General features: G+C 56.0%; 18 protein-coding genes, 2 tRNA genes and 1 pseudogene. 7 read left to right on the top strand and 14 right to left on the bottom strand.

The genetic code is table 11. From position 1 onward, the window contains the following. Positions 1-220: 220 nt before the first annotated feature. A complete protein-coding gene (locus AC0TNJ_RS06010; protein WP_122003334.1) occupies positions 221-805 on the top strand; it encodes a class I SAM-dependent methyltransferase in 585 nt (194 codons plus the stop codon). A gap of 16 nt (positions 806-821) precedes the next feature. Here AC0TNJ_RS06010 and AC0TNJ_RS06005 read toward each other — a convergent pair whose 3' ends face one another. Together AC0TNJ_RS06005 and AC0TNJ_RS06000 are read right to left on the bottom strand one after the other, a co-directional pair. After that, complete coding sequence (locus tag AC0TNJ_RS06005) at positions 822-1,319, bottom strand: GNAT family N-acetyltransferase (protein WP_473770559.1); 498 nt, start codon at positions 1,317-1,319, stop codon at positions 822-824. Positions 1,320-1,936: 617 nt separating this feature from the next. Beyond that, a complete protein-coding gene (locus AC0TNJ_RS06000) occupies positions 1,937-2,743 on the bottom strand; it encodes an ABC transporter substrate-binding protein (protein ID WP_122003332.1) in 807 nt (268 codons plus the stop codon). Between the two features lie 140 nt (positions 2,744-2,883). On the opposite strand from AC0TNJ_RS06000, the gene AC0TNJ_RS05995 reads away from it, so the two are divergent. Beyond that, positions 2,884-3,216, top strand: coding sequence for a hypothetical protein (locus tag AC0TNJ_RS05995; RefSeq protein ID WP_473770558.1), 333 nt, complete (start codon positions 2,884-2,886; stop codon positions 3,214-3,216). Between the two features lie 124 nt (positions 3,217-3,340). On the opposite strand, the gene AC0TNJ_RS05990 is transcribed toward AC0TNJ_RS05995, so the two are convergent. The 6 genes and pseudogenes from AC0TNJ_RS05990 to AC0TNJ_RS05965 all read right to left on the bottom strand — a co-directional run bounded on the left by AC0TNJ_RS05990 (position 3,341) and on the right by AC0TNJ_RS05965 (position 7,368). Continuing rightward, on the bottom strand, positions 3,341-3,748 hold the full coding sequence (locus AC0TNJ_RS05990) for an Imm63 family immunity protein (protein ID WP_473770557.1): 408 nt from the start codon (positions 3,746-3,748) through the stop codon (positions 3,341-3,343). Then, positions 3,749-3,868 (bottom strand): annotated as a pseudogene (locus AC0TNJ_RS05985) (glycohydrolase toxin TNT-related protein); the annotation flags it as partial. Then, positions 3,859-4,044: a tyrosine-type recombinase/integrase gene (locus AC0TNJ_RS05980; RefSeq protein ID WP_473770610.1), complete on the bottom strand. Its 186-nt coding sequence runs from the start codon at positions 4,042-4,044 to the stop codon at positions 3,859-3,861. The pseudogene AC0TNJ_RS05985 and the gene AC0TNJ_RS05980, both read right to left, overlap by 10 nt. A 348-nt stretch (positions 4,045-4,392) precedes the next feature. After that, positions 4,393-4,469 (bottom strand) — tRNA-Arg (locus AC0TNJ_RS05975). Positions 4,470-4,577: 108 nt separating this feature from the next. Then, positions 4,578-6,200, bottom strand: coding sequence for an ABC-F family ATP-binding cassette domain-containing protein (locus AC0TNJ_RS05970; RefSeq protein ID WP_122003319.1), 1,623 nt, complete (start codon positions 6,198-6,200; stop codon positions 4,578-4,580). A gap of 118 nt (positions 6,201-6,318) precedes the next feature. Next, positions 6,319-7,368: a lipoate--protein ligase family protein gene (locus AC0TNJ_RS05965; RefSeq protein WP_473770556.1), complete on the bottom strand. Its 1,050-nt coding sequence runs from the start codon at positions 7,366-7,368 to the stop codon at positions 6,319-6,321. Between the two features lie 399 nt (positions 7,369-7,767). On the opposite strand from AC0TNJ_RS05965, the gene AC0TNJ_RS05960 reads away from it, so the two are divergent. Beyond that, entirely contained in the window at positions 7,768-8,319 is a 552-nt protein-coding gene (locus tag AC0TNJ_RS05960) for a hypothetical protein (protein WP_473770609.1), read from the top strand. On the opposite strand, the gene AC0TNJ_RS05955 is transcribed toward AC0TNJ_RS05960, so the two are convergent. The 3 genes from AC0TNJ_RS05955 to AC0TNJ_RS05945 form a co-directional block, all read right to left on the bottom strand. Then, positions 8,316-8,606, bottom strand: coding sequence for a hypothetical protein (locus AC0TNJ_RS05955; RefSeq protein WP_473770555.1), 291 nt, complete (start codon positions 8,604-8,606; stop codon positions 8,316-8,318). The two genes, AC0TNJ_RS05960 and AC0TNJ_RS05955, sit on opposite strands and share 4 nt — an antisense overlap. Positions 8,607-8,660: 54 nt before the next feature. After that, positions 8,661-8,735 (bottom strand) — tRNA-Val (locus AC0TNJ_RS05950). Positions 8,736-8,911: 176 nt separating this feature from the next. Further along, a complete protein-coding gene (locus tag AC0TNJ_RS05945) occupies positions 8,912-10,927 on the bottom strand; it encodes a L,D-transpeptidase family protein (protein WP_473770554.1) in 2,016 nt (671 codons plus the stop codon). Positions 10,928-11,265: 338 nt separating this feature from the next. Here AC0TNJ_RS05945 and AC0TNJ_RS05940 point away from each other — a divergent pair, with 338 nt between their 5' ends. Next, positions 11,266-12,885 (top strand): fumarate hydratase, encoded by a 1,620-nt coding sequence (locus tag AC0TNJ_RS05940; RefSeq protein WP_121983836.1) that lies wholly within the window; start codon positions 11,266-11,268, stop codon positions 12,883-12,885. Positions 12,886-13,019: 134 nt separating this feature from the next. On the opposite strand, the gene AC0TNJ_RS05935 is transcribed toward AC0TNJ_RS05940, so the two are convergent. Then, positions 13,020-13,766, bottom strand: a complete 747-nt coding sequence (locus AC0TNJ_RS05935; RefSeq protein ID WP_473770553.1) for a 3-oxoacyl-ACP reductase family protein — start codon at positions 13,764-13,766, stop codon at positions 13,020-13,022. A gap of 98 nt (positions 13,767-13,864) precedes the next feature. Here AC0TNJ_RS05935 and AC0TNJ_RS05930 point away from each other — a divergent pair, with 98 nt between their 5' ends. Beyond that, on the top strand, positions 13,865-14,476 hold the full coding sequence (locus AC0TNJ_RS05930) for a TetR/AcrR family transcriptional regulator (protein ID WP_473770552.1): 612 nt from the start codon (positions 13,865-13,867) through the stop codon (positions 14,474-14,476). Here the strand turns inward: AC0TNJ_RS05930 and AC0TNJ_RS05925 are convergent, their stop codons facing one another. Next, positions 14,477-15,382, bottom strand: coding sequence for an alpha/beta fold hydrolase (locus tag AC0TNJ_RS05925; protein ID WP_473770551.1), 906 nt, complete (start codon positions 15,380-15,382; stop codon positions 14,477-14,479). It abuts the gene before it with no gap. Positions 15,383-15,429: 47 nt separating this feature from the next. On the opposite strand from AC0TNJ_RS05925, the gene AC0TNJ_RS05920 reads away from it, so the two are divergent. Continuing rightward, entirely contained in the window at positions 15,430-15,894 is a 465-nt protein-coding gene (locus AC0TNJ_RS05920) for a MarR family transcriptional regulator (protein ID WP_122000221.1), read from the top strand. 1 nt (position 15,895) lies between these two features. Here AC0TNJ_RS05920 and AC0TNJ_RS05915 read toward each other — a convergent pair whose 3' ends face one another. Continuing rightward, positions 15,896-16,255, bottom strand: coding sequence for a gamma-butyrobetaine hydroxylase family protein (locus tag AC0TNJ_RS05915; RefSeq protein ID WP_473770550.1), 360 nt, complete (start codon positions 16,253-16,255; stop codon positions 15,896-15,898). A 181-nt stretch (positions 16,256-16,436) separates the two neighbouring features. Between AC0TNJ_RS05915 and moaA the strand changes: the two genes are divergently transcribed. Next, positions 16,437-17,471: a GTP 3',8-cyclase MoaA gene (gene moaA, locus AC0TNJ_RS05910; protein ID WP_473767668.1), complete on the top strand. Its 1,035-nt coding sequence runs from the start codon at positions 16,437-16,439 to the stop codon at positions 17,469-17,471. Positions 17,472-17,580 lie beyond the last annotated feature (109 nt).

Below are 17,580 nucleotides of genomic sequence, written 5' to 3'. Positions count from 1 at the left end.
CCGCGCAGAAGGCCGGGGAGACTGTTGAATAGCGGTTCCCAACGCCGTCAGGGCTTTCCATGCGGTGCGATTTCACCGCATAAGTGCCTGCTAGAGCATTTCCTATTTTTCATGAATCGTCGGAAATGCTCTATCTATTTTTTTAGCGCTCTAGGTTCGGGTATCCCGGACCCGGCAACCGCTTATCTTTCAAACATTTGGGCAGAGGGCCGTCAGGCACATGCAGGACAACACGCTGGGATTCTACAATTCAAATGCGACCGACTACGCAGCCGATGGCGGCACGCCCAATCCGAAACTTCCGGGTTTCCTGAAGCGCTGCAAGACAGGCGGCCGCATTCTGGAACTGGGGACTGGCTCGGGAACCGATGCTCAAGCTATTCTGAACGCCGGTTTCAAGCTTGATGCCACGGACGGCTCCGCCGAACTGGCGGCAATCGCCTCGAAACGACTGGGACAACCCGTCAGGACAATGATGTTCGACGAACTTTCGGCAGTCGAGGAATATGACGGCGTTTACGCTTCCGCGTCGCTTACCCATGTACCCAGAGGCGAACTCGCTCCCATCGTTGAAAAAATTCACTCGGCATTGGTGAAAGGCGGTGTCGTCTGGGCCAGTTTCAAGACCGGCACCGCTGAAGGCAATGACGCGCTTGGCCGCTATTACAATTATCTTTCGCCGCAAGAGCTTACGGATTACTGGCGCAATAACGGCCACTGGTCCCACATCGAAATAGAATGCTGGACCGGCAGCGCCTATGACAAACGTGTCACCGACTGGGCAGCAGTCGTGGCGGTGCGATAATTCCGAGAGAAATATATCAGAAATTGAGCCTCGCCATTGCCAGTGTGTCGACGAATTCTCCGGCCCGGAAGGCATCTTTCTTGCGAGTGCCTTCCGAAACAAAACCGAATTTTCCATAGAGGCGGATCGCTGCGGCATTATCGACATAAACGGTCAGCTCAAGCCGTTTCAGATCGAGCCAGTTGTCAGCAATATCGATCAGTTCGGTCATGAATGCCGTGCCGATCCCCTTGCCGACATATTCGTCATGTATGCCCATGATGAGTGACGCGCTATGGCTTCGCCGTCCTGCGTGCCGAAGCAAGCCAGCGTTTCCGACAATCTCCTCGTTGATTGTCGCGACAATAATGGTCGATTCCGGGCCAAGCGACTGAATCCATTTCTTTGTCGTATCGAGACGCTGGAACGGCATGCGCAATGTGCCAAACCGAAATCCCGGCATGTTTTGCAAACGGGTCAGACCCTCCGCATCCTTGTCTTCCACCGCACGAATGACGAGGTTTTCAGGTCGCATTTATCCTCCTTTATATTGCTGGATAGTCGTCAGTTTGCCCACTGGCAAACATCAAGACATGCAGAGACCGGCTCGCGATTCTTATCACAAATGCAGCCCTTTGAAGCAGCATAAGACAATGTCGGCATTTTCTCCCGGCTATGTGACGAAACAATAACGAGCGCGAAGCCGGAAACGGTCAGGCATAGCAGTCGATACATTTTGACCTCCCTTGCACCGAGATCAAACAGTGTCATTGCCAGTAAAAAAATGCGCAACCGCAACAAATATCTCATAATTATACAGACAATCTATTTTGTCCGTAATCATCACGAGATGGAGCAAACCCGCATAAGCTATTGTTTTTTATTTTTATTGCCCGAAAATCGGCTCCATCTTTCGATGGTGTATGCTTGTCTGGAGCGTTTCCGGTTAAAACGGAACGGCTCTAACCTTTTGTTTTTATCGCATTATCCAACGCATCGAAGCGGGATCAGAAATCAGTCCAGTGGATTGATTTCCCCGCGTAGGCGCTTCGCACTTTTGGCTCGAAAATACCCTAGCCCTATCGAAAGAATGCCGCCCAAATTGGGCGGCATGATAGATTGCAGTATAGTGAACGCCTGGCCTTTGCCCGTTCAGTTTTCAGCGCCATAGGCATCGAAGTCGAAATACTTGTCGTTGACTTCCTTGTATTTGCCGTTCGCGCGGATCGCCTTGATGGCGTTGTTGAACTTTTCAACCAGTTCAGGACGTCCCTTCTTCATGGCAACGCCAACGCCGACACCATGAATATTGTCATCCGGCGGATAGGTGCCGATCATCTTGCAGCATGCTCCGTCCGGGGTCTTCAGCCACTCGCTCAGCGTCACGCTGTCGTCATTGACGGCATCAAGGCGGCCATTGGCCATATCGAGCCGATATTCTTCGGCGGTCGGATAGGCCTTGATCGTGCTTTCGGTGAAGGCGTGCTCGGCATAATTGGCGTGTGTCGTGGACACCTGGACACCGATGGTCTTGCCGGCGAGATCTTCCTTGGTCACGCCCTTGATGTCGCTATCCTTGGGGACCGCGACGCCGGGAGGCGTGTTGTAATATTTATTGGAAAAATCGACCTGCTTCTTGCGTTCTTCCGTGATCGACATGGAGGAAACATAGGCGTCGAATTTTCCGGCCTGAAGTGCGGGAATAGTGCCATCCCATTCCTGCGTAATGAATGTGCACTCGGCCTTCATCTCCTCGCAAAGCGCCCTTGCGATATCGACATCGAAACCCGACAGGGAACCATCCGGATTGGTGAAATTGAACGGCGGATATGCGCCTTCTGTTCCGATAATCAGTTTCAGCGGCTCTTCGGCATTTGCAATGCCCATTGCCAAACCACTTGCCGTTGCAGCGATCCCCACAATCGAAGCTGCCACAGCGATACGCTTTAAAACGCGCATTCACATTCCTCCCATTTCATCTTGGCTGTTCCGAAATTCATCACCCGGTTCAGCCTCTCGCGAAGGGGAAGCTTTACGAAGGTCGTGCGAATAGCCGACTCGTTATTATTTCTCCCCCATCGCTATCAATAGATGGTTCGATGGAGCTTGCACACCATCTTTTCACTCAAGGCCGCAATGAGAAGGCCTGTGTTCGCTTGTGGCCTGTTTGCCATTGCGCCATTTTAATCGCCGGGCTCGACCCTCACGATCCGGCTGGTCCGCTGCCCATCGGCCGAACAACTGCGAAGCTCGACCGCATCCTTTACTGTGGTGGCGCGCACTTCCTGACGCGTGTTGTCAAGCTGGTAAGTGCCTTCAGCGGAATTTTTTGGCTGAGATGTCTGATCCGGCTGCTGTTCCTTACCGGTCAGGTCAATATTGGCCTGAATGTCAAAGCCTTCATATTCTTCTACCTTGAGGGACCGCTCTAAAAAGGAGTGAGTATTATCGATAGGTTGTGGTTCGGTCGAATTTCTAAGATTCGACGGAGATCAGGATACCCTAGCAATGGCTCACTCGCACTTGCGTTACAAGCTACGAGTTACGAGTTACGAGTTACGAATCTGAATAAGGACTTTCTTTGAGAATACTTTCGATTTCAACCTCCAACCAACGGTGCCAATCGGGTGAGAGCTGCTTCATAAGCTCCAGCTGTTTAGAAAAGATAGCTCTACGCGGGTCCCGCTGCAAATCGCGATGTTGCAGTTCATACTCTTGGGCCATTTGCGATGTTATCCCTTCAAATATCCAATACATTAGAATATCAATATCGTGTGTTTTCTTGTTTGCGAAAACGTATCCATTTTCCTCAAATACAAGTATAAATTCATCCCTGTTAATTTCTATATGCGGCCTACCATCTTGCGGAGATATATTAAATACTGCAGAAATAGATTTAGGTGCATGAATTATATTCCCCATATCGCTTACTTTTTTCTGGATACATTCAATTGAATTTTTCATTTAATGCACCTCTCGCAAGTATCCATTTCTAACTAACCAATCTACATTTACGTTTTTGGAAAGATTGGGCAGTATCTGTGCGCCACCGCCGGGTTGACCAAGAGCAGGAGCTACCTCTCCCGTCGTAACAGTACCGTGCGCTTTTCAAGATCAACATCTTTCCAATCCAGACGCAGGATCGAACCGCGACGAGCGCCGGATTCAAACGCGAACTCTACAACTGGCGCTAGCCATGGATTTCGAGCGTTGCGGCACTCATCAATCAGTTTGTCAATATCATCATGTTCAAGCCGCACGTCGCGCTCATCATTCACCGTGGGTCGCTTAGACTCTTATTAGATTGGCAAGCGTCTCGCGAGAACGATCAACGAAGACGCCTTTATCCATGCTGGATTCAACGTCACGCGGGCACGTTTCGGCTTCTACCTTCGTTCAAAACGTGCCTGTCTGGTTCGGCCAACCTTCGCGCCGAATTTGAACATGCCACTGTCCTAGACCCTTTTGTCGAATCGTGGCCACCTGAAATCACCGTAATCGCTAGTGTGCCAGGGTTTCAGCACTGTGCCAAAATTGTGCCAACAAATAGCCAGATTCCAATCGCCAGTTTCGCGACCTTCGTAATTACTTGATTTTATTGGAATTTATGGCGCACCCGACAGGATTCGAACCTGTGACCTCTGCCTTCGGAGGGCAGCACTCTATCCAGCTGAGCTACGGGTGCATTGCTGGCAGGCTCGAAGCCTTTTCATGCGCGTTTCTAACCGAACCGCGCATGTGCATCAATGACTTATTTCGAGAAATCAGAGCAAAGTTGCGACAGCGTCCGCTGTTACGAACGCAATCCCGGAGCTTCCTGCCCCGTCCGCTCGACATATTCCGTATAGCCGCCGCCGTATTGGTGGATGCCATCAGGCGTCAGTTCCAGAACCCGGTTCGATAATGCGCCGAGAAAATGCCGGTCGTGCGATACGAACAGCATCGTGCCTTCATAGGCAGCAAGAGCCTTGATAAGCATTTCCTTGGTATCGAGGTCGAGATGGTTGGTCGGTTCGTCCAGAACCAGGAAGTTCGGTGGGTCGAACAGCATCGCCGCCATCACCAGACGGGCCTTTTCCCCACCCGAAAGCACGCGGCATTTCTTTTCGATATCATCACCGGAAAAACCAAAGCAGCCGGCGAGTGCACGAAGCGGCGCCTGGCCTGCTTTTGGAAAACGTTCTTCCAACCATTCCAGTATGGTGGCGTCGCCGTCGAGCACGTCCATTGCATGCTGCGCGAAATAGCCGAGCTTGACGCTGGCGCCGATATTGACATTGCCCTTGTCCGGCTCTGCTGCACCTGCAACCAGTTTCAGCAGCGTCGACTTTCCCGCACCGTTGACACCCATGATGCACCAGCGTTCGCGGCGGCGGACCATGAAGTCGAAACCGTCATAGATCGTGCGGCTGCCATAGGTCTTGTGCACGCCTTTCAGGCTCACGACATCCTCACCCGAACGCGGCGCGGGCGCGAAGTCGAAGGCGACCGTCTGGCGGCGGCGGGGCGGCTCCACGCGGTCGATCTTCTCCAGCTTCTTCACGCGGCTTTGGACCTGCGAAGCATGCGAAGCACGCGCCTTGAAACGCTCGATGAACTTGATTTCCTTGGCAAGCATTGCCTGCTGGCGCTCAAACTGGGCCTGCTGCTGCTTTTCATTCAGCGCACGCTGGCCCTCGTAAAAAGCGTAATCGCCAGAATAGGTCGTCAGCGAGCCGCCGTCGATTTCGATGATCTTTGTGACGATGCGGTTCATGAATTCGCGGTCGTGCGAGGTCATCAGCAACGCGCCGTCATAATTCTTGAGAAACGCTTCCAGCCAAATCAGGCTTTCGAGATCGAGATGGTTGCTCGGCTCGTCGAGCAGCATCACATCCGGGCGCATTAGCAAGATGCGCGCCAGCGCAACGCGCATTTTCCAGCCGCCGGAAAGCTTGCCGACATCGCCGTCCATCATTTCCTGCGTGAAGCTCAAGCCCGCCAGAACCTCGCGCGCGCGGCCATCCAGACCGTAGCCGTCCAGTTCCTCGTATCGCGCCTGCACTTCACCATAACGCTCGATGATGGCATCCATCTCGTCCATGCGGTCTGGATCGACCATTGCGGCCTCCAGCTCGCGGAGCTCCGCCGCAACCACGCTGACAGGGCCCGCCCCCTCCATCACTTCCGCGACGGCAGAACGTCCGCCCATTTCACCGACATTCTGGTCGAAATAGCCAATCGTCACGCCTTTTTCGACGGAAACCTGTCCCTCGTCCGGCTGCTCATCACCGGTAATCATACGAAACAGGGTCGTCTTGCCCGCACCATTGGGCCCCACAAGTCCGATCTTTTCGCCCCGGTTCAGGGCGGCGGAAGCCTCGATAAAGAGAATGCGATGGCTGTTGGATTTGCTGATATTGTCGATGCGGATCATGAAACGGGCAGACTTTGCGAGATGGCGTTGGATGGAAGGCGGTCGCGTTGCGGCCTCCTATGCCACGACGGCACAGCCAAGTCACCCCGCTTTGCGGTTGGAAATTCTCTGCTTCAGATCATGGAATGTTGTGCAGCCATTGCTCGGTCGAGAATTTTTCGACCACCAGCTTTTCCGCAGCCGCATATTCCTCAGGCGTAATCGTGCTGCTGACGCCGCCATTGAGCGATACAAATGTGTCCTTCATGCGCTTGATGACTTCCTCGCGCGGCAGCCCTGTCTGGCTGCGAACAGGATCGACGCGCTTCACCGCGCTCGTCGTGCCCTTGTCGCTCAGCTTCTCGCGACCGATGCGCAGAACCTTCACCATTTTCTCGGCGTCCATGTCGTAGGCCATGGTCACATGATGGAGGACCGTTCCCTTGGAAAAGCGCTTCTGCGCCGCGCCGCCGATCTTGCCCCTGGAGCTCGAAATATCGTTGAGCGGCTTGTAAAATGCATCGATGCCCAGCGAATTGAGCGCTTTCAGCACCCAATCGTCCAGAAATGCATAGGAATCGGCAAAGCTCATATCGCGCACGAGTTCGCCGGGCGCATAGAGCGAATAGGTTATGGTGCTGCCGGGTTCAACGAACATCGCACCGCCGCCGGTTACGCGCCGAACGGTCTCCACGCCAAATTCGCGTGTCGCTTCCATATCCACTTCATTGCGCAGCGACTGGAACGCGCCGATGATGATGGCCGGGCGTTCCCATTCCCAGAAGCGCAGCGTCGGCGCGCGGCGTCCGGCGGCGACTTCCTTTGCCAGAACCTCGTCGAGCGCCAGATGCATCGCGGGCGAAACCGCTGGCATTTCAACGATCTGCCACTCAAAATCCCGCCATGTGCGTGCAACGCCCAGTGCTCGCCTGACGGCAATCGCCACCGCTTCCGGGCTGAAACCGAGCATCATGGCATCGGGGCGAAGGCCAGCCCTCACCGCGTCGGCAATCTGTTCCGACGGGGCATCGGCGGAGAGACCTTCAACAGCATTGCAGATATCCCCCAGAGCCTCATCCGGCTCCAGGAAAAAATCGCCCGCCACCTGCACGTCGCTCAAACGCCCGTCACGAACTTCCAGATCGACAACGACAAGTTTTCCGCCATGGACTTTGTATTCGCCGTGCATGTGTGCAGCCTCCCGAACAGTGAACGTGGGTGTTTCATTTCATGAAACTAGCGGGAAAGGAAGGAGGTCGGACGAAGGGCTGGACTATATTCCGGCTTCAGAGGGCGCAGAACGTTGAACAAGCGATGTCTGGCGCGCCTCTTTCGTTTTGTGGCCGACAAAAAAACCGACGGCGATCATACCCGCCAGAACAACGATGATCGATTTGAAACGAAAAGGCAGTCGGTGCATTTCAGAACCTCATTCTTGCCGTAGCAAACCAGAGCAGAAAATGTTTGTCGACCCCGCCTCCTGGAATTCTTAACCAACTGGCAAAATTCCCATTGGGCGCGCCCTATTCATCCTCTGTTCAAGCTACCGGAATTAAAGCATATTCCATCGATATCAGAGGGACTCATGATGATACCTGCACTCAAGACGACTGTTGCCTCCCTATGCCTTGGCGGCCTGGTGGCCATCCTCTCACCGCTCGTCACGCCGGCTTCAGCAGCCCAGTTGCAGCGCTGCGCAAGCGAAAACGGTGTTTGCCAGCTGCCCTACCCGGCTGAAGTGGTCTATGGCACCGGTGGACAGAATACATCGCGCTTCATCGACCGCCCGCAGGTCAGCTGCTCCAACCGTGTCTTTGGTGATCCCGCACCGGGTAAAAAGAAGAGCTGCTCCTTCGTCGTTCAGGATCGCTGGGACAGGCCAGATCGTCCGGGCCGTCCTGACCGCCCCGATCGTCCAAATCGGTATGATCCGTATGATCGCTACGATGACCGTGACCGCGACTGGAGCCGTTGCGCGAAGGAAGGCGGGTTCTGCGATTTCTACGGCCGCAAGCGCGTGCGCTATGGCGCCAATGGGCGCTTCACGGAAGGCGTGTTCCGCAACGGCGTCCGGTGTGACAACCGCACCTTCGGCGACCCGGCGCGCGGCAAGGTCAAGTCCTGTTACGTTCTCGATTAAGAACCGAGCATAAGAATACAGAAGCCCGGACCGAACAGTCCGGGCTTTGCTTTCGGCGAACCCAAATTTCCTCCCAAAGCCTTGAATCCTGCGCCGGACGCGAAACCGCGACTCGTCAATTCAAATACCTGGAATGTTGATTCGTCATTGTAGACCTGACGAAGTTGCTTTCGTCGGCCATTCTCCCGCTCCATAAAAGAAAACGAACGCAACAGGGGTAAAGCAATGGTTCTATTCTCTATTGTCATAGGCGTGCTGACATCCGCGGTGGTGATCGCCGCATGCATTATGCTTTGGAGATATGAACGTTCCTGAGACACATCAACCGGGAAGCGGACGGATGGTGGGCGTGACAGGGATTGAACCTGTGACCCCTCCCGTGTGAAGGGAGTGCTCTCCCGCTGAGCTACACGCCCGATGAGCGATGCTCAATCAAGGTGGTGCGGATATACTGGCCTGCAGCTGCATAAGTCAAGCATCTTGCGCGCCACTTCCCAAAGAGATTTTATCTTCTGCCGTCTGTCTTATCGGCAAAGAAAAACGGCAACCATCCAGCGATGATTGCCGTTCTGTTTTCATATGGCAACGGATTTCAGAGCGCGGCCAGACGCGAATCCGCAGTCTTGTCGAATGCCTTCTGCAAGCCGGAATCACGGTCATAAACATCGCCATAGTAGCGAATCTGCCCGCTCGCATCCGGCCATGCCGTGAAGTAGGAAATATAGACCGGAACCGGCTCCTTCACCTTGATGCCGCGCTCGTTCTTGCCGAAGTATTTTTCAAGGTCGGCCACCGATGTTCCCATGACCGCCGCCGCCATGTCACGCGGGCGTTCCAGACGGATACAGCCATGGCTGAGTGCGCGCATGTCGCGGCTGAAATAGGATTTGGCCGGAGTGTCATGCATGTAGATATCATGCGCGTTGGGAAACAGAATCTTGAGTTCGCCCAGCGCATTGTCGAGGCTCGGCTTCTGACGAATACCGACATGGGCCTTGCCTGCGGCAACGGCACTCCAATTGACGGCGCTGGCCGAAACCTTCTTGCCGTCCGCGTAGACCTCATAGCCGTTGCGGTCGAGATAGCTCGTATCGCGCATGACCTTCGGCAGCATCTCGTTCAGGATGATAGAGCGCGGCACGCCCCATGACGGGTTGAAAACCACCGTCTGGACCTTGTTATAGAAGAAATAGGTCTGGTGGCTCGGAGAGCCGATGACCACATTCATGGCCAGCTTTTCTTTACCGCCCTCGAAATATTCCGCGCGGTAAGCCGGCTGATTGACCATCACGTAACGGGTGCCGAAATCATGCGGCAGCCAGCGCAGGCGTTCCATGGAATAAAGGATGCGGTCGCGCTTGATGGAGGACTGCTCACCCTGAAGGGCGGAAAGTGTATTGCGGCCAATAACGCCATCCGGCGTGCTGCCAGAAAGCTTCTGGTAGTCCTTGATGGCTGCAACCAGTTCAGGATCGTAGACGTCGCCGCTCGCATGCCGGTCCAGCACTTGCTGGTGGTCTGCCAGATAGCTTGCGGGCGCGTGTCTCGATATCAGGGCAACGACCTTGCTGAGCTGATCATTCCTATCGCCCGGCTTGATAACGCCATTGAGCGAGATGCGGATCGGTTCGGCAGATGGCGGAGCGGCATTTGCCAGTTCGCGCTTCAAGGCTGCATATTGCGCATTGTCCGGCTGGAAGCCATGCAGGTAGGTCGCCGGATCGCTCTCTGACGCCAGCCGTTCAAGAACCGCCTTCGGATCGACGCGGTTGCGCGGCAGGTCGTGGAAACCGCTCAGCCGGTCGGCGATGACGCGCCCCTCACCTGCGTCGATAGCGTAACGCAGCGCGCGCGCCGACATGCGAATTTCAAATTCTGCAAGTTTCTGCTGGCGTTCGGCTCCCGCGGCAGCGTCGAAGGTGTCAGCCGGAATCGTGACCGCATATTCATCCGGGTTGAGCCCGTCCTCATCGGCTCGGGCGAAGAAGGCCGCGACGTTCTTGGCGCGGTCCAGCACCTTGTCATCAGCCGACCACATGAAGCTGCGCTTGCTGGAATAATAATCGACGATAGCCTGCGCTATCTCTTTTTCGGCCTTGACGTCGACGGACTTCAGATAGTCCACCGCCGCGTCGAATGCACGCTGGCCCGGTGTCTCCTCACGGGCCTGATGACGGATCGGCGACATGCCCGATGTCAGCGGGTCGACAGGGGCAGGTTCAGTTGCGGCAGTGACGCGCATATCGAGCGCGCTGAAATCGACATTGACCAGAGTATCGGGCTTATAATCGTAAATCTGCGGTCCCTTCACCGTCACGCGCTGCGCTGGCGGAACGCTGCGTGTCGCGGTCTTCGGGGTGGATGCGCGGGGAGCCGCGACCGCTTTTGGGGCAGCCGCTTTCGGAGGTTGAGGCTGCGGCGCAACCACCTGCGGCGCGGGTTGCTGGCGGCGCTGCTGAAAAAGCTCCAACAACGAATTCGCGGCCTGGGCCTGCGCTGTGGGGAGAAACACCGAAGCTGCCAGGGCCAGCGCCGCTGCGCGACGGATCGTTAGTCCGCGCCCAGCGCTGCTCTTCTCATCTGTCTGCGAGTGTCTGGGAAACTGCATTTCAAACCGCCCAAATTGATGCGTTCGCTAAACAAGCGAATCCGTCCGAATCTCGCGCGTAGAATTTACCAATCTCGTATAGAAACTTTTAACGCTAATGCTTCCTGAAGCAATTTCGCGTTCTGCACCTATCACAATTGTTTGAGGCGCCTTCTTGGGAGACGGACCCGGAATGCCTTGATGAACAAAGTGACGCAGTGGCATCCACTTCGCATCGCGCTAAAAGCCCCTCAGACTTTGGCTCCGGGCTCTCTTCGGGGCTTCGATCAATATATCGCGCGAGCCGGATTTACGACCATCTCCGGCTGGCGCAGCTGGCAAGCAAGCGAGGTACCGCGATGGCAGAAGCAAGCGCCGCCGATCTTTTCCCTCTTGGTGAAGACGACACCCCTTACCGCAAGCTGACTTCCGATCATGTCTCCGTCGATACGTTCAAGGGACAGGAAATCCTGACGGTCGATCCGGAAGGGCTTCGCCTGCTTTCGGAAGCGGCTTTTGCCGACATCAACCATCTGCTGCGCCCCGGCCATCTTCAGCAGCTTGCCAAAATTCTCGAAGACCCTGAAGCGACCGACAACGACCGTTTCGTTGCCTACGATCTTCTGAAAAACGCCAATATCGCCGCTGGCGGCGTGCTGCCCATGTGTCAGGATACCGGCACGGCGATCATCATGGGCAAGAAGGGCCGTCGCGTCTGGACCGAAGGCGGCGATGCCGATGCGCTGGGCGCAGGCGTTCTCGATGCCTACAACAAGAAGAACCTGCGTTATTCGCAGCTCGCCCCTCTGTCGATGTTCGAGGAAAAGAACACCAAGAACAATCTGCCCGCGCAGATCGACATTTATGAAGAAGGCGAAGATGCCTATAAATTCCTGTTCGTAGCCAAAGGCGGCGGTTCGGCGAACAAGACGTTTCTCTATCAGGGAACACCGTCACTGCTGACGCACGACCGCATGATCGACTTCCTCAAGGACAAGATCCTGAGCCTCGGCACTGCCGCCTGCCCGCCTTACCATCTGGCAATCGTCATTGGCGGCACCTCGGCCGAGATGAACCTGAAGACGGTCAAGCTTGCCTCGACGCGCTATCTGGACAGCCTGCCGACCAAGGGTTCGGAAACCGGCCACGCCTTCCGCGACCTCGAAATGGAAGCTGAAATCCATAAGCTGACGCAGTCGCTCGGCGTCGGCGCGCAGTTCGGCGGCAAATATTTCTGCCATGACGTGCGCGTCATTCGCCTGCCGCGCCACGGTGCTTCGCTGCCGATCGGCATCGGCGTTTCCTGCTCTGCGGACCGTCAGGCCAAGGGCAAGATCACCAAGGACGGCATCTTTCTGGAAAAGCTGGAAACCAATCCGGCCAAGTACATGCCGGACATCGACGAGGAAAAACTGTCGTCGCATGTGGTCAAGATCGACCTCAACCAGCCGATGCAGGACATTCTCAAGGAATTGTCGAAGCACCCGGTCAAGACCCGCCTGTCGCTCACCGGCCCCATCATCGTGGCGCGCGATCTGGCGCATGCCAAGATTCGCGAGCGGCTTGAAAACGGCGAAGCCATGCCGGATTATTTCAAGAACCATCCGATCTATTATGCAGGTCCTGCCAAAACGCCAGCCGGTTATGCTTCCGGCTCGTTCGGGCCAACCACGGCTGGCCGCATGGATTCCTATGTGGACCAGTTCCAGTCCTTCGGCGGTTCGATGGTGATGCTCGCCAAGGGCAACCGTTCGCGCCAGGTGCGTGAGGCCTGCGGCCAGCACGGCGGCTTCTATCTGGGCTCCATCGGCGGTCCGGCTGCCCGTCTGGCGCAGGATTGCATCAAGAAAGTCGAAGTCGTCGAATATCCAGAACTCGGCATGGAAGCGATCTGGCGCATCGAAGTGGAAGATTTCCCCGCCTTCATCGTCATCGATGACAAGGGCAATGATTTCTTCAAGGAGCTCAATCTGGGTTAAAGCATTTCCAGCAAAAGTGCGAAGCGGTTTTGCGTTGGATATTGCGACGAAACAAACGCTTAGAGCACAGATTTGATTGAATCAGATCTGTGCTCTAAGCAAATGAAAGGGCGGCGCGAGCCGCCCTTTTCGTTTCAGGCGTTTGCGCCGCCATCGACGGTAAGCGAGGCGCCCGACACGAAGCGTCCTTCGGGGCTTGCAAGCCAGGCCACCAGACTTGCAATATCGTCAGGAGAACCGAAGCTGCCCGTAGCGATGCGCTCGCGCTGCTGTTCGGCCTGATCCCCACCGGCCGGGTTCATGTCGGTATCGGTGGAACCGGGGTGAACGACATTGACCGTAACGCCCTTCGGACCAAGATCACGCGCCAGACCTTTCGTCAGACCGATCAAAGCCGCCTTGCTGGCCGCATAAAGGCTGATGCCCGGCCACGGCACGCTTTCCGCCAGATTGGAGCCGATGGTGATGACCCGCCCGCCAGCGCCAAGGTGCGGAGCGGCTGCGGAAACGGCGGCAAAGACGGCGCGGAAATTCACCGCCATCACATCATCGAAATCGGCAAGCGTGACGTCTTCCAACGGGGCCGCATGCCAGATACCGGCGCTATTGACCAATATATCCAGACGACCGAATTCCTTGACCGTTGCTTCGATGGCCGCAGCAATCTGGCTGGCGTCGCGGTTATCAGCCCTCAATGCCAGCGCCTTGCCGCCATTGGCCACGATTTCCGAAACCACGGCATCGGCTTTTTCCTTGCCATTCACATAAGTGATGACAACTGCCGCGCCATCTTTTGCGAGCCTGCGCGCAATCGCAGCGCCTATGCCGCGGCTTCCACCGGTGACGAAGGCAACCTTTCCGTTCAGAGATTCTGCTGGCATGCCATTCCCTTTCTGTATCGATTGATACATAATTGCTGACAGGCTTGCGCGGAACCGTCAAGCGATTTATTTAATGATCGATACAGAAAGGTTCAGACGTGGCAGAAAAAGGACGTCCCCGCAGCTTTGACCGTGAAACAGCGCTTCGGGCTGCGATGTTCATATTTTGGGAGAAAGGTTTCGACGGCGCATCGCTGGCCGATCTGACGACGGCCATGGGCATCAACGCTCCCAGCCTCTATGCTGCATTCAAAAGCAAGGAGGAGCTATATCTGGAAGCCCTTGCGCTTTATGCGGGAGAAATTGGCGTTGAAATCTGGTCTAGCCTTGATGAAACGCTGAATGTCCGCACGGCTTTCGAGCGTTTCCTGTTCGCAACGATAGATGCCTACTGCCAGGAAACCGTGCCCCGGGGCTGCATGATCACGCTGGACGCGCTGCATCGAACGCACTCAAGCGACAAGGTTTGCACCGTGCTGCGCAGCCGCCGCCAGTCCAATATTGAGACCCTGAAGAAGCGGCTGGAACGCGGCGTTCGCGACGGAGATATTCCGGCCTCCGTCAATTGCGAGGCAGTCGCTACCTTTTACGCGACGGTCCAGAACGGCATGTCTATTCTCGCGCGCGATGGCGGAACGCGCCAAGACCTCGCCGCAACAGCGATGGGCGCTATGGCAGCATGGGAGAAACTGGTTTTCTCCGAAGCATAATCAGGCAACCAGCCTCAATCTCGGACTGTCATCAAGGTATTCCGCCACCAATGACGCCACCTCAGCGCTCGCGATGATGCGGCGATGCCCAAGGCCATCCGCCCAATGCACCGTCACATGAGAGCCCGCCTTGCCAGCCGCTTCCGCGCAGATAGCAGGAACTTCCTTGTCGTCATGTGCATGGATGACAAGCGTCGGTATCGTCATGCGGCGCAGGAGCACATCGGTATCGAAGTCAGTAATCGGGCGCGCGGCGATGTGACGGACCTGTTCCTTCATGGCGTGACGCGCGTCGCGGCCAAGCCCCAGCACTTTGCCGAAACCGTCAAAAACCCCCGTCATCGAGTGCGGGGAAGCAATCGTCACCAGCTTCGCCGGGCGGTGTGAGCGGTAGCAACCGACAGAACCCGCAGCCGCATTGATGATGACCGCGCCACCGAATGAATGGCCGATCATCGCATCGAAGGGGCCATATTGACGCCAGGCCACATCGACGGCTGCGATTGCCTGGATCATGTTGAGCGTGTGCCCCGCCGATGCGCCATGACCCGGAAGATCGATCGCAACAACCCGCTCGCCCCGCGCGACAAGCTCGCGGATGATCGTCATCATATCGGCCGCGCGCGATCCCCATCCGTGGACGACAAGCGAAGTTCTTCCCACATAAACGTCGGGTTCGAACAGATAGGTTGCGATAAGTCCGCGGTCGATGATCAGATCGAGCCGCTTTGCCTGACCGAGTTCCATGTTCGCTTTTTGAAGACGCGCCGCATAGGCCTTGGTCTTCGGCTTGCGGCTTGGCGTTCGACAAAAAATCCTGAATGCGGCGCGGCCCGCTTTATCGGCATCAATGCGCCCGAGCACACCCAGGCCGAATCGCGTAACCTGCAAAGAGAACGATGTCATGACAGGGCCTCAATTATGTTCAATCCTGAACAAATAATTGTACAAGAATGAACAAAATGCAAGACGAAACGCAAAGACTGCCGTGGGATAATCCGCGCTTCAAGAACTGGATCGCCGTTGCGCGCGCAGGCAAGGCGGTGGAACGCGCCCTCGCCCAGGGGCTATCGACCTTCGATCTGAAGATCGCCGACCTCGATGTGCTGATGAATATTTATCGCCATCCCGGCGAATCCCAGCACGATCTTGCGCGCCGCATTCTTGTCGGGCGCTCCAACATCACCATGCTGTTGCCGAAGCTGGAAAAGCGCGGCCTGCTGGTGCGCGAGGGCGATCCGGCGGACAAGCGCGTGATGCGCCTGACCCTGACCGCCAAGGGGGAGAAGCTTCTTGGACACGCGCTGACAGTCTATACGGAACTGATTGACCGCGTCATGGCGCAATCGACAAATGCCCAGTGCAACGCGATGGGCGATGTGATGCGCCGCATCTGCGAAATGCTGGAGAAGGAATAGGTCAGCGGTCCCGCTTGAGCCCCTTCTGGGCAAGTTCATCGAGATAGGTTTGCCACAATGCGTCCTTCTCGGTGCCGAGCTTGTGGAGATAGGTCCATGAAAACAGGCCGGTGTCGTGCATGTCGTCGAAGGTTATTCGGACAGCATAATTGCCGACCGGTTCGACCTTCATGATTTCGACATTGCGCTTGCCGCCGACCGTCACGCGCTGTTCCGGTGAATGACCCTGCACTTCAGCCGAAGGCGACAGCACACGCAGCAATTCGGCGGTCAGCTCGAACTTCTGGCCGTCGTCAAACGCCACCGTCAGCAGCCTGCGGTCGTGCGAAACGCGCAATTCAGTCGGCCAGACCTCGCTCATAACCATTCTCCAGCTTGGATATTCGCCAGCTTTGATAGGCCCCGCGTTAAAATATCGCAATAGCCGCGATCATTATTGAAAGAGCTTCGTGCGCGCAAAACTGGACAATGCAGTCCGCAGGTCCTATTTCTAGGGAACGATGCGGACATTCCTCCGCACCAAGCGGAAACAACGGCTTATGATGTACACAAACCAAGTCCAGCCACTTGTTTCCCCGAATGGACCCATGATTGATCCTTTCGGGCGTGCCGTTACCTATCTTCGCGTTTCGGTGACGGATCGCTGCGATTTCCGCTGCACCTATTGCATGGCGGAACATATGACGTTCCTGCCCAAGAAGGACTTGTTGACGCTTGAGGAACTGGACCGCCTCTGCACCGCCTTTATCGACAAGGGCGTGCGGAAACTGCGTCTGACCGGCGGCGAGCCTTTGGTACGCAAGAATATCATGCATCTCATCCGGCAGCTTTCGCGCCATCTGAAATCCGGCGCGCTGGATGAGCTGACTCTCACCACGAACGGATCGCAGCTCGCGCGTTTTGCCGATGAGCTGGCGGATTGCGGCGTGCGGCGCATCAATGTCTCGCTGGACACACTCGATCCGGAAAAATTTCATCAGATCACCCGTTGGGGCGACCTGCCTCGGGTTCTGGAGGGAATTGAAGCCGCCCAGCGCGCCGGCATCCGCGTCAAGATCAATGCCGTCGCACTCAAGGATTTCAACGAGCACGAAATTCCTGAACTGATCCGCTGGGCGCATGGCCGCGGCATGGACATGACTCTCATCGAAACCATGCCGATGGGCGAGATAGAATTCGACCGTACAGACCAGTATCTGCCGCTCTCTGAAGTGCGCGAAGATCTGTCTCGGCAGTTCACCCTGTCCGACATCCCGTATCGCACGGGTGGCCCTGCCCGCTACGTGACGATTGAAGAAACGGGCGGACGGCTTGGCTTCATCACGCCGATGACCCACAATTTCTGCGAAAGCTGCAATCGCGTCCGCCTGACCTGCACCGGCATGCTTTATATGTGCCTTGGCCAGAACGACGATGCCGATCTGCGCAAGGCCCTGCGGGAAAGCGAAAGCGATCTGCTGCTCAGCCGGGCGATAGATGAGGCCATTTCGCGCAAGCCCAAGGGCCATGATTTCATCATCGACCGCGACCACAACCGTCCTGCCGTTGCCCGTCACATGAGCATGACCGGCGGTTAATCGATTTATACTTTACAGCGCCTTTTCGAGATGTGCTGTAAAGAGCGGACAAGCCGAAATAATTGTCGCCGGATCGACTTTAAAACGGTATGGAGTTCTAAACTGGATT

This window comes from Ochrobactrum sp. PL_is483 (assembly GCF_055816855.1).
Note: the sequence above shows the minus strand (reverse complement) of the source record. Positions and strands in the feature narration are given on the sequence as shown.

What these genes read in the sequence shown, in the direction of transcription:
- AC0TNJ_RS06005 (WP_473770559.1), bottom strand. Translation starts at nt 1,319, where the DNA reads ATGCGACCTGAAAACCTCGTCATTCGTGCGGTGGAAGACAAGGATGCG.
- AC0TNJ_RS05925 (WP_473770551.1), bottom strand. Translation starts at nt 15,382, where the DNA reads ATGACATCGTTCTCTTTGCAGGTTACGCGATTCGGCCTGGGTGTGCTC.
- AC0TNJ_RS06000 (WP_122003332.1), bottom strand. Translation starts at nt 2,743, where the DNA reads ATGCGCGTTTTAAAGCGTATCGCTGTGGCAGCTTCGATTGTGGGGATC.
- AC0TNJ_RS05970 (WP_122003319.1), bottom strand. Translation starts at nt 6,200, where the DNA reads ATGATCCGCATCGACAATATCAGCAAATCCAACAGCCATCGCATTCTC.
- moaA (WP_473767668.1), top strand. Translation starts at nt 16,437, where the DNA reads ATGTACACAAACCAAGTCCAGCCACTTGTTTCCCCGAATGGACCCATG.
- AC0TNJ_RS05915 (WP_473770550.1), bottom strand. Translation starts at nt 16,255, where the DNA reads ATGAGCGAGGTCTGGCCGACTGAATTGCGCGTTTCGCACGACCGCAGG.
- AC0TNJ_RS05990 (WP_473770557.1), bottom strand. Translation starts at nt 3,748, where the DNA reads ATGAAAAATTCAATTGAATGTATCCAGAAAAAAGTAAGCGATATGGGG.
- AC0TNJ_RS05965 (WP_473770556.1), bottom strand. Translation starts at nt 7,368, where the DNA reads ATGCACGGCGAATACAAAGTCCATGGCGGAAAACTTGTCGTTGTCGAT.
- AC0TNJ_RS05940 (WP_121983836.1), top strand. Translation starts at nt 11,266, where the DNA reads ATGGCAGAAGCAAGCGCCGCCGATCTTTTCCCTCTTGGTGAAGACGAC.
- AC0TNJ_RS05995 (WP_473770558.1), top strand. Translation starts at nt 2,884, where the DNA reads ATGGAGCTTGCACACCATCTTTTCACTCAAGGCCGCAATGAGAAGGCC.
- AC0TNJ_RS05920 (WP_122000221.1), top strand. Translation starts at nt 15,430, where the DNA reads ATGAACAAAATGCAAGACGAAACGCAAAGACTGCCGTGGGATAATCCG.
- AC0TNJ_RS06010 (WP_122003334.1), top strand. Translation starts at nt 221, where the DNA reads ATGCAGGACAACACGCTGGGATTCTACAATTCAAATGCGACCGACTAC.
- AC0TNJ_RS05960 (WP_473770609.1), top strand. Translation starts at nt 7,768, where the DNA reads ATGATACCTGCACTCAAGACGACTGTTGCCTCCCTATGCCTTGGCGGC.
- AC0TNJ_RS05945 (WP_473770554.1), bottom strand. Translation starts at nt 10,927, where the DNA reads ATGCAGTTTCCCAGACACTCGCAGACAGATGAGAAGAGCAGCGCTGGG.
- AC0TNJ_RS05935 (WP_473770553.1), bottom strand. Translation starts at nt 13,766, where the DNA reads ATGCCAGCAGAATCTCTGAACGGAAAGGTTGCCTTCGTCACCGGTGGA.
- AC0TNJ_RS05955 (WP_473770555.1), bottom strand. Translation starts at nt 8,606, where the DNA reads ATGCATGCGGCGATCACCACCGCGGATGTCAGCACGCCTATGACAATA.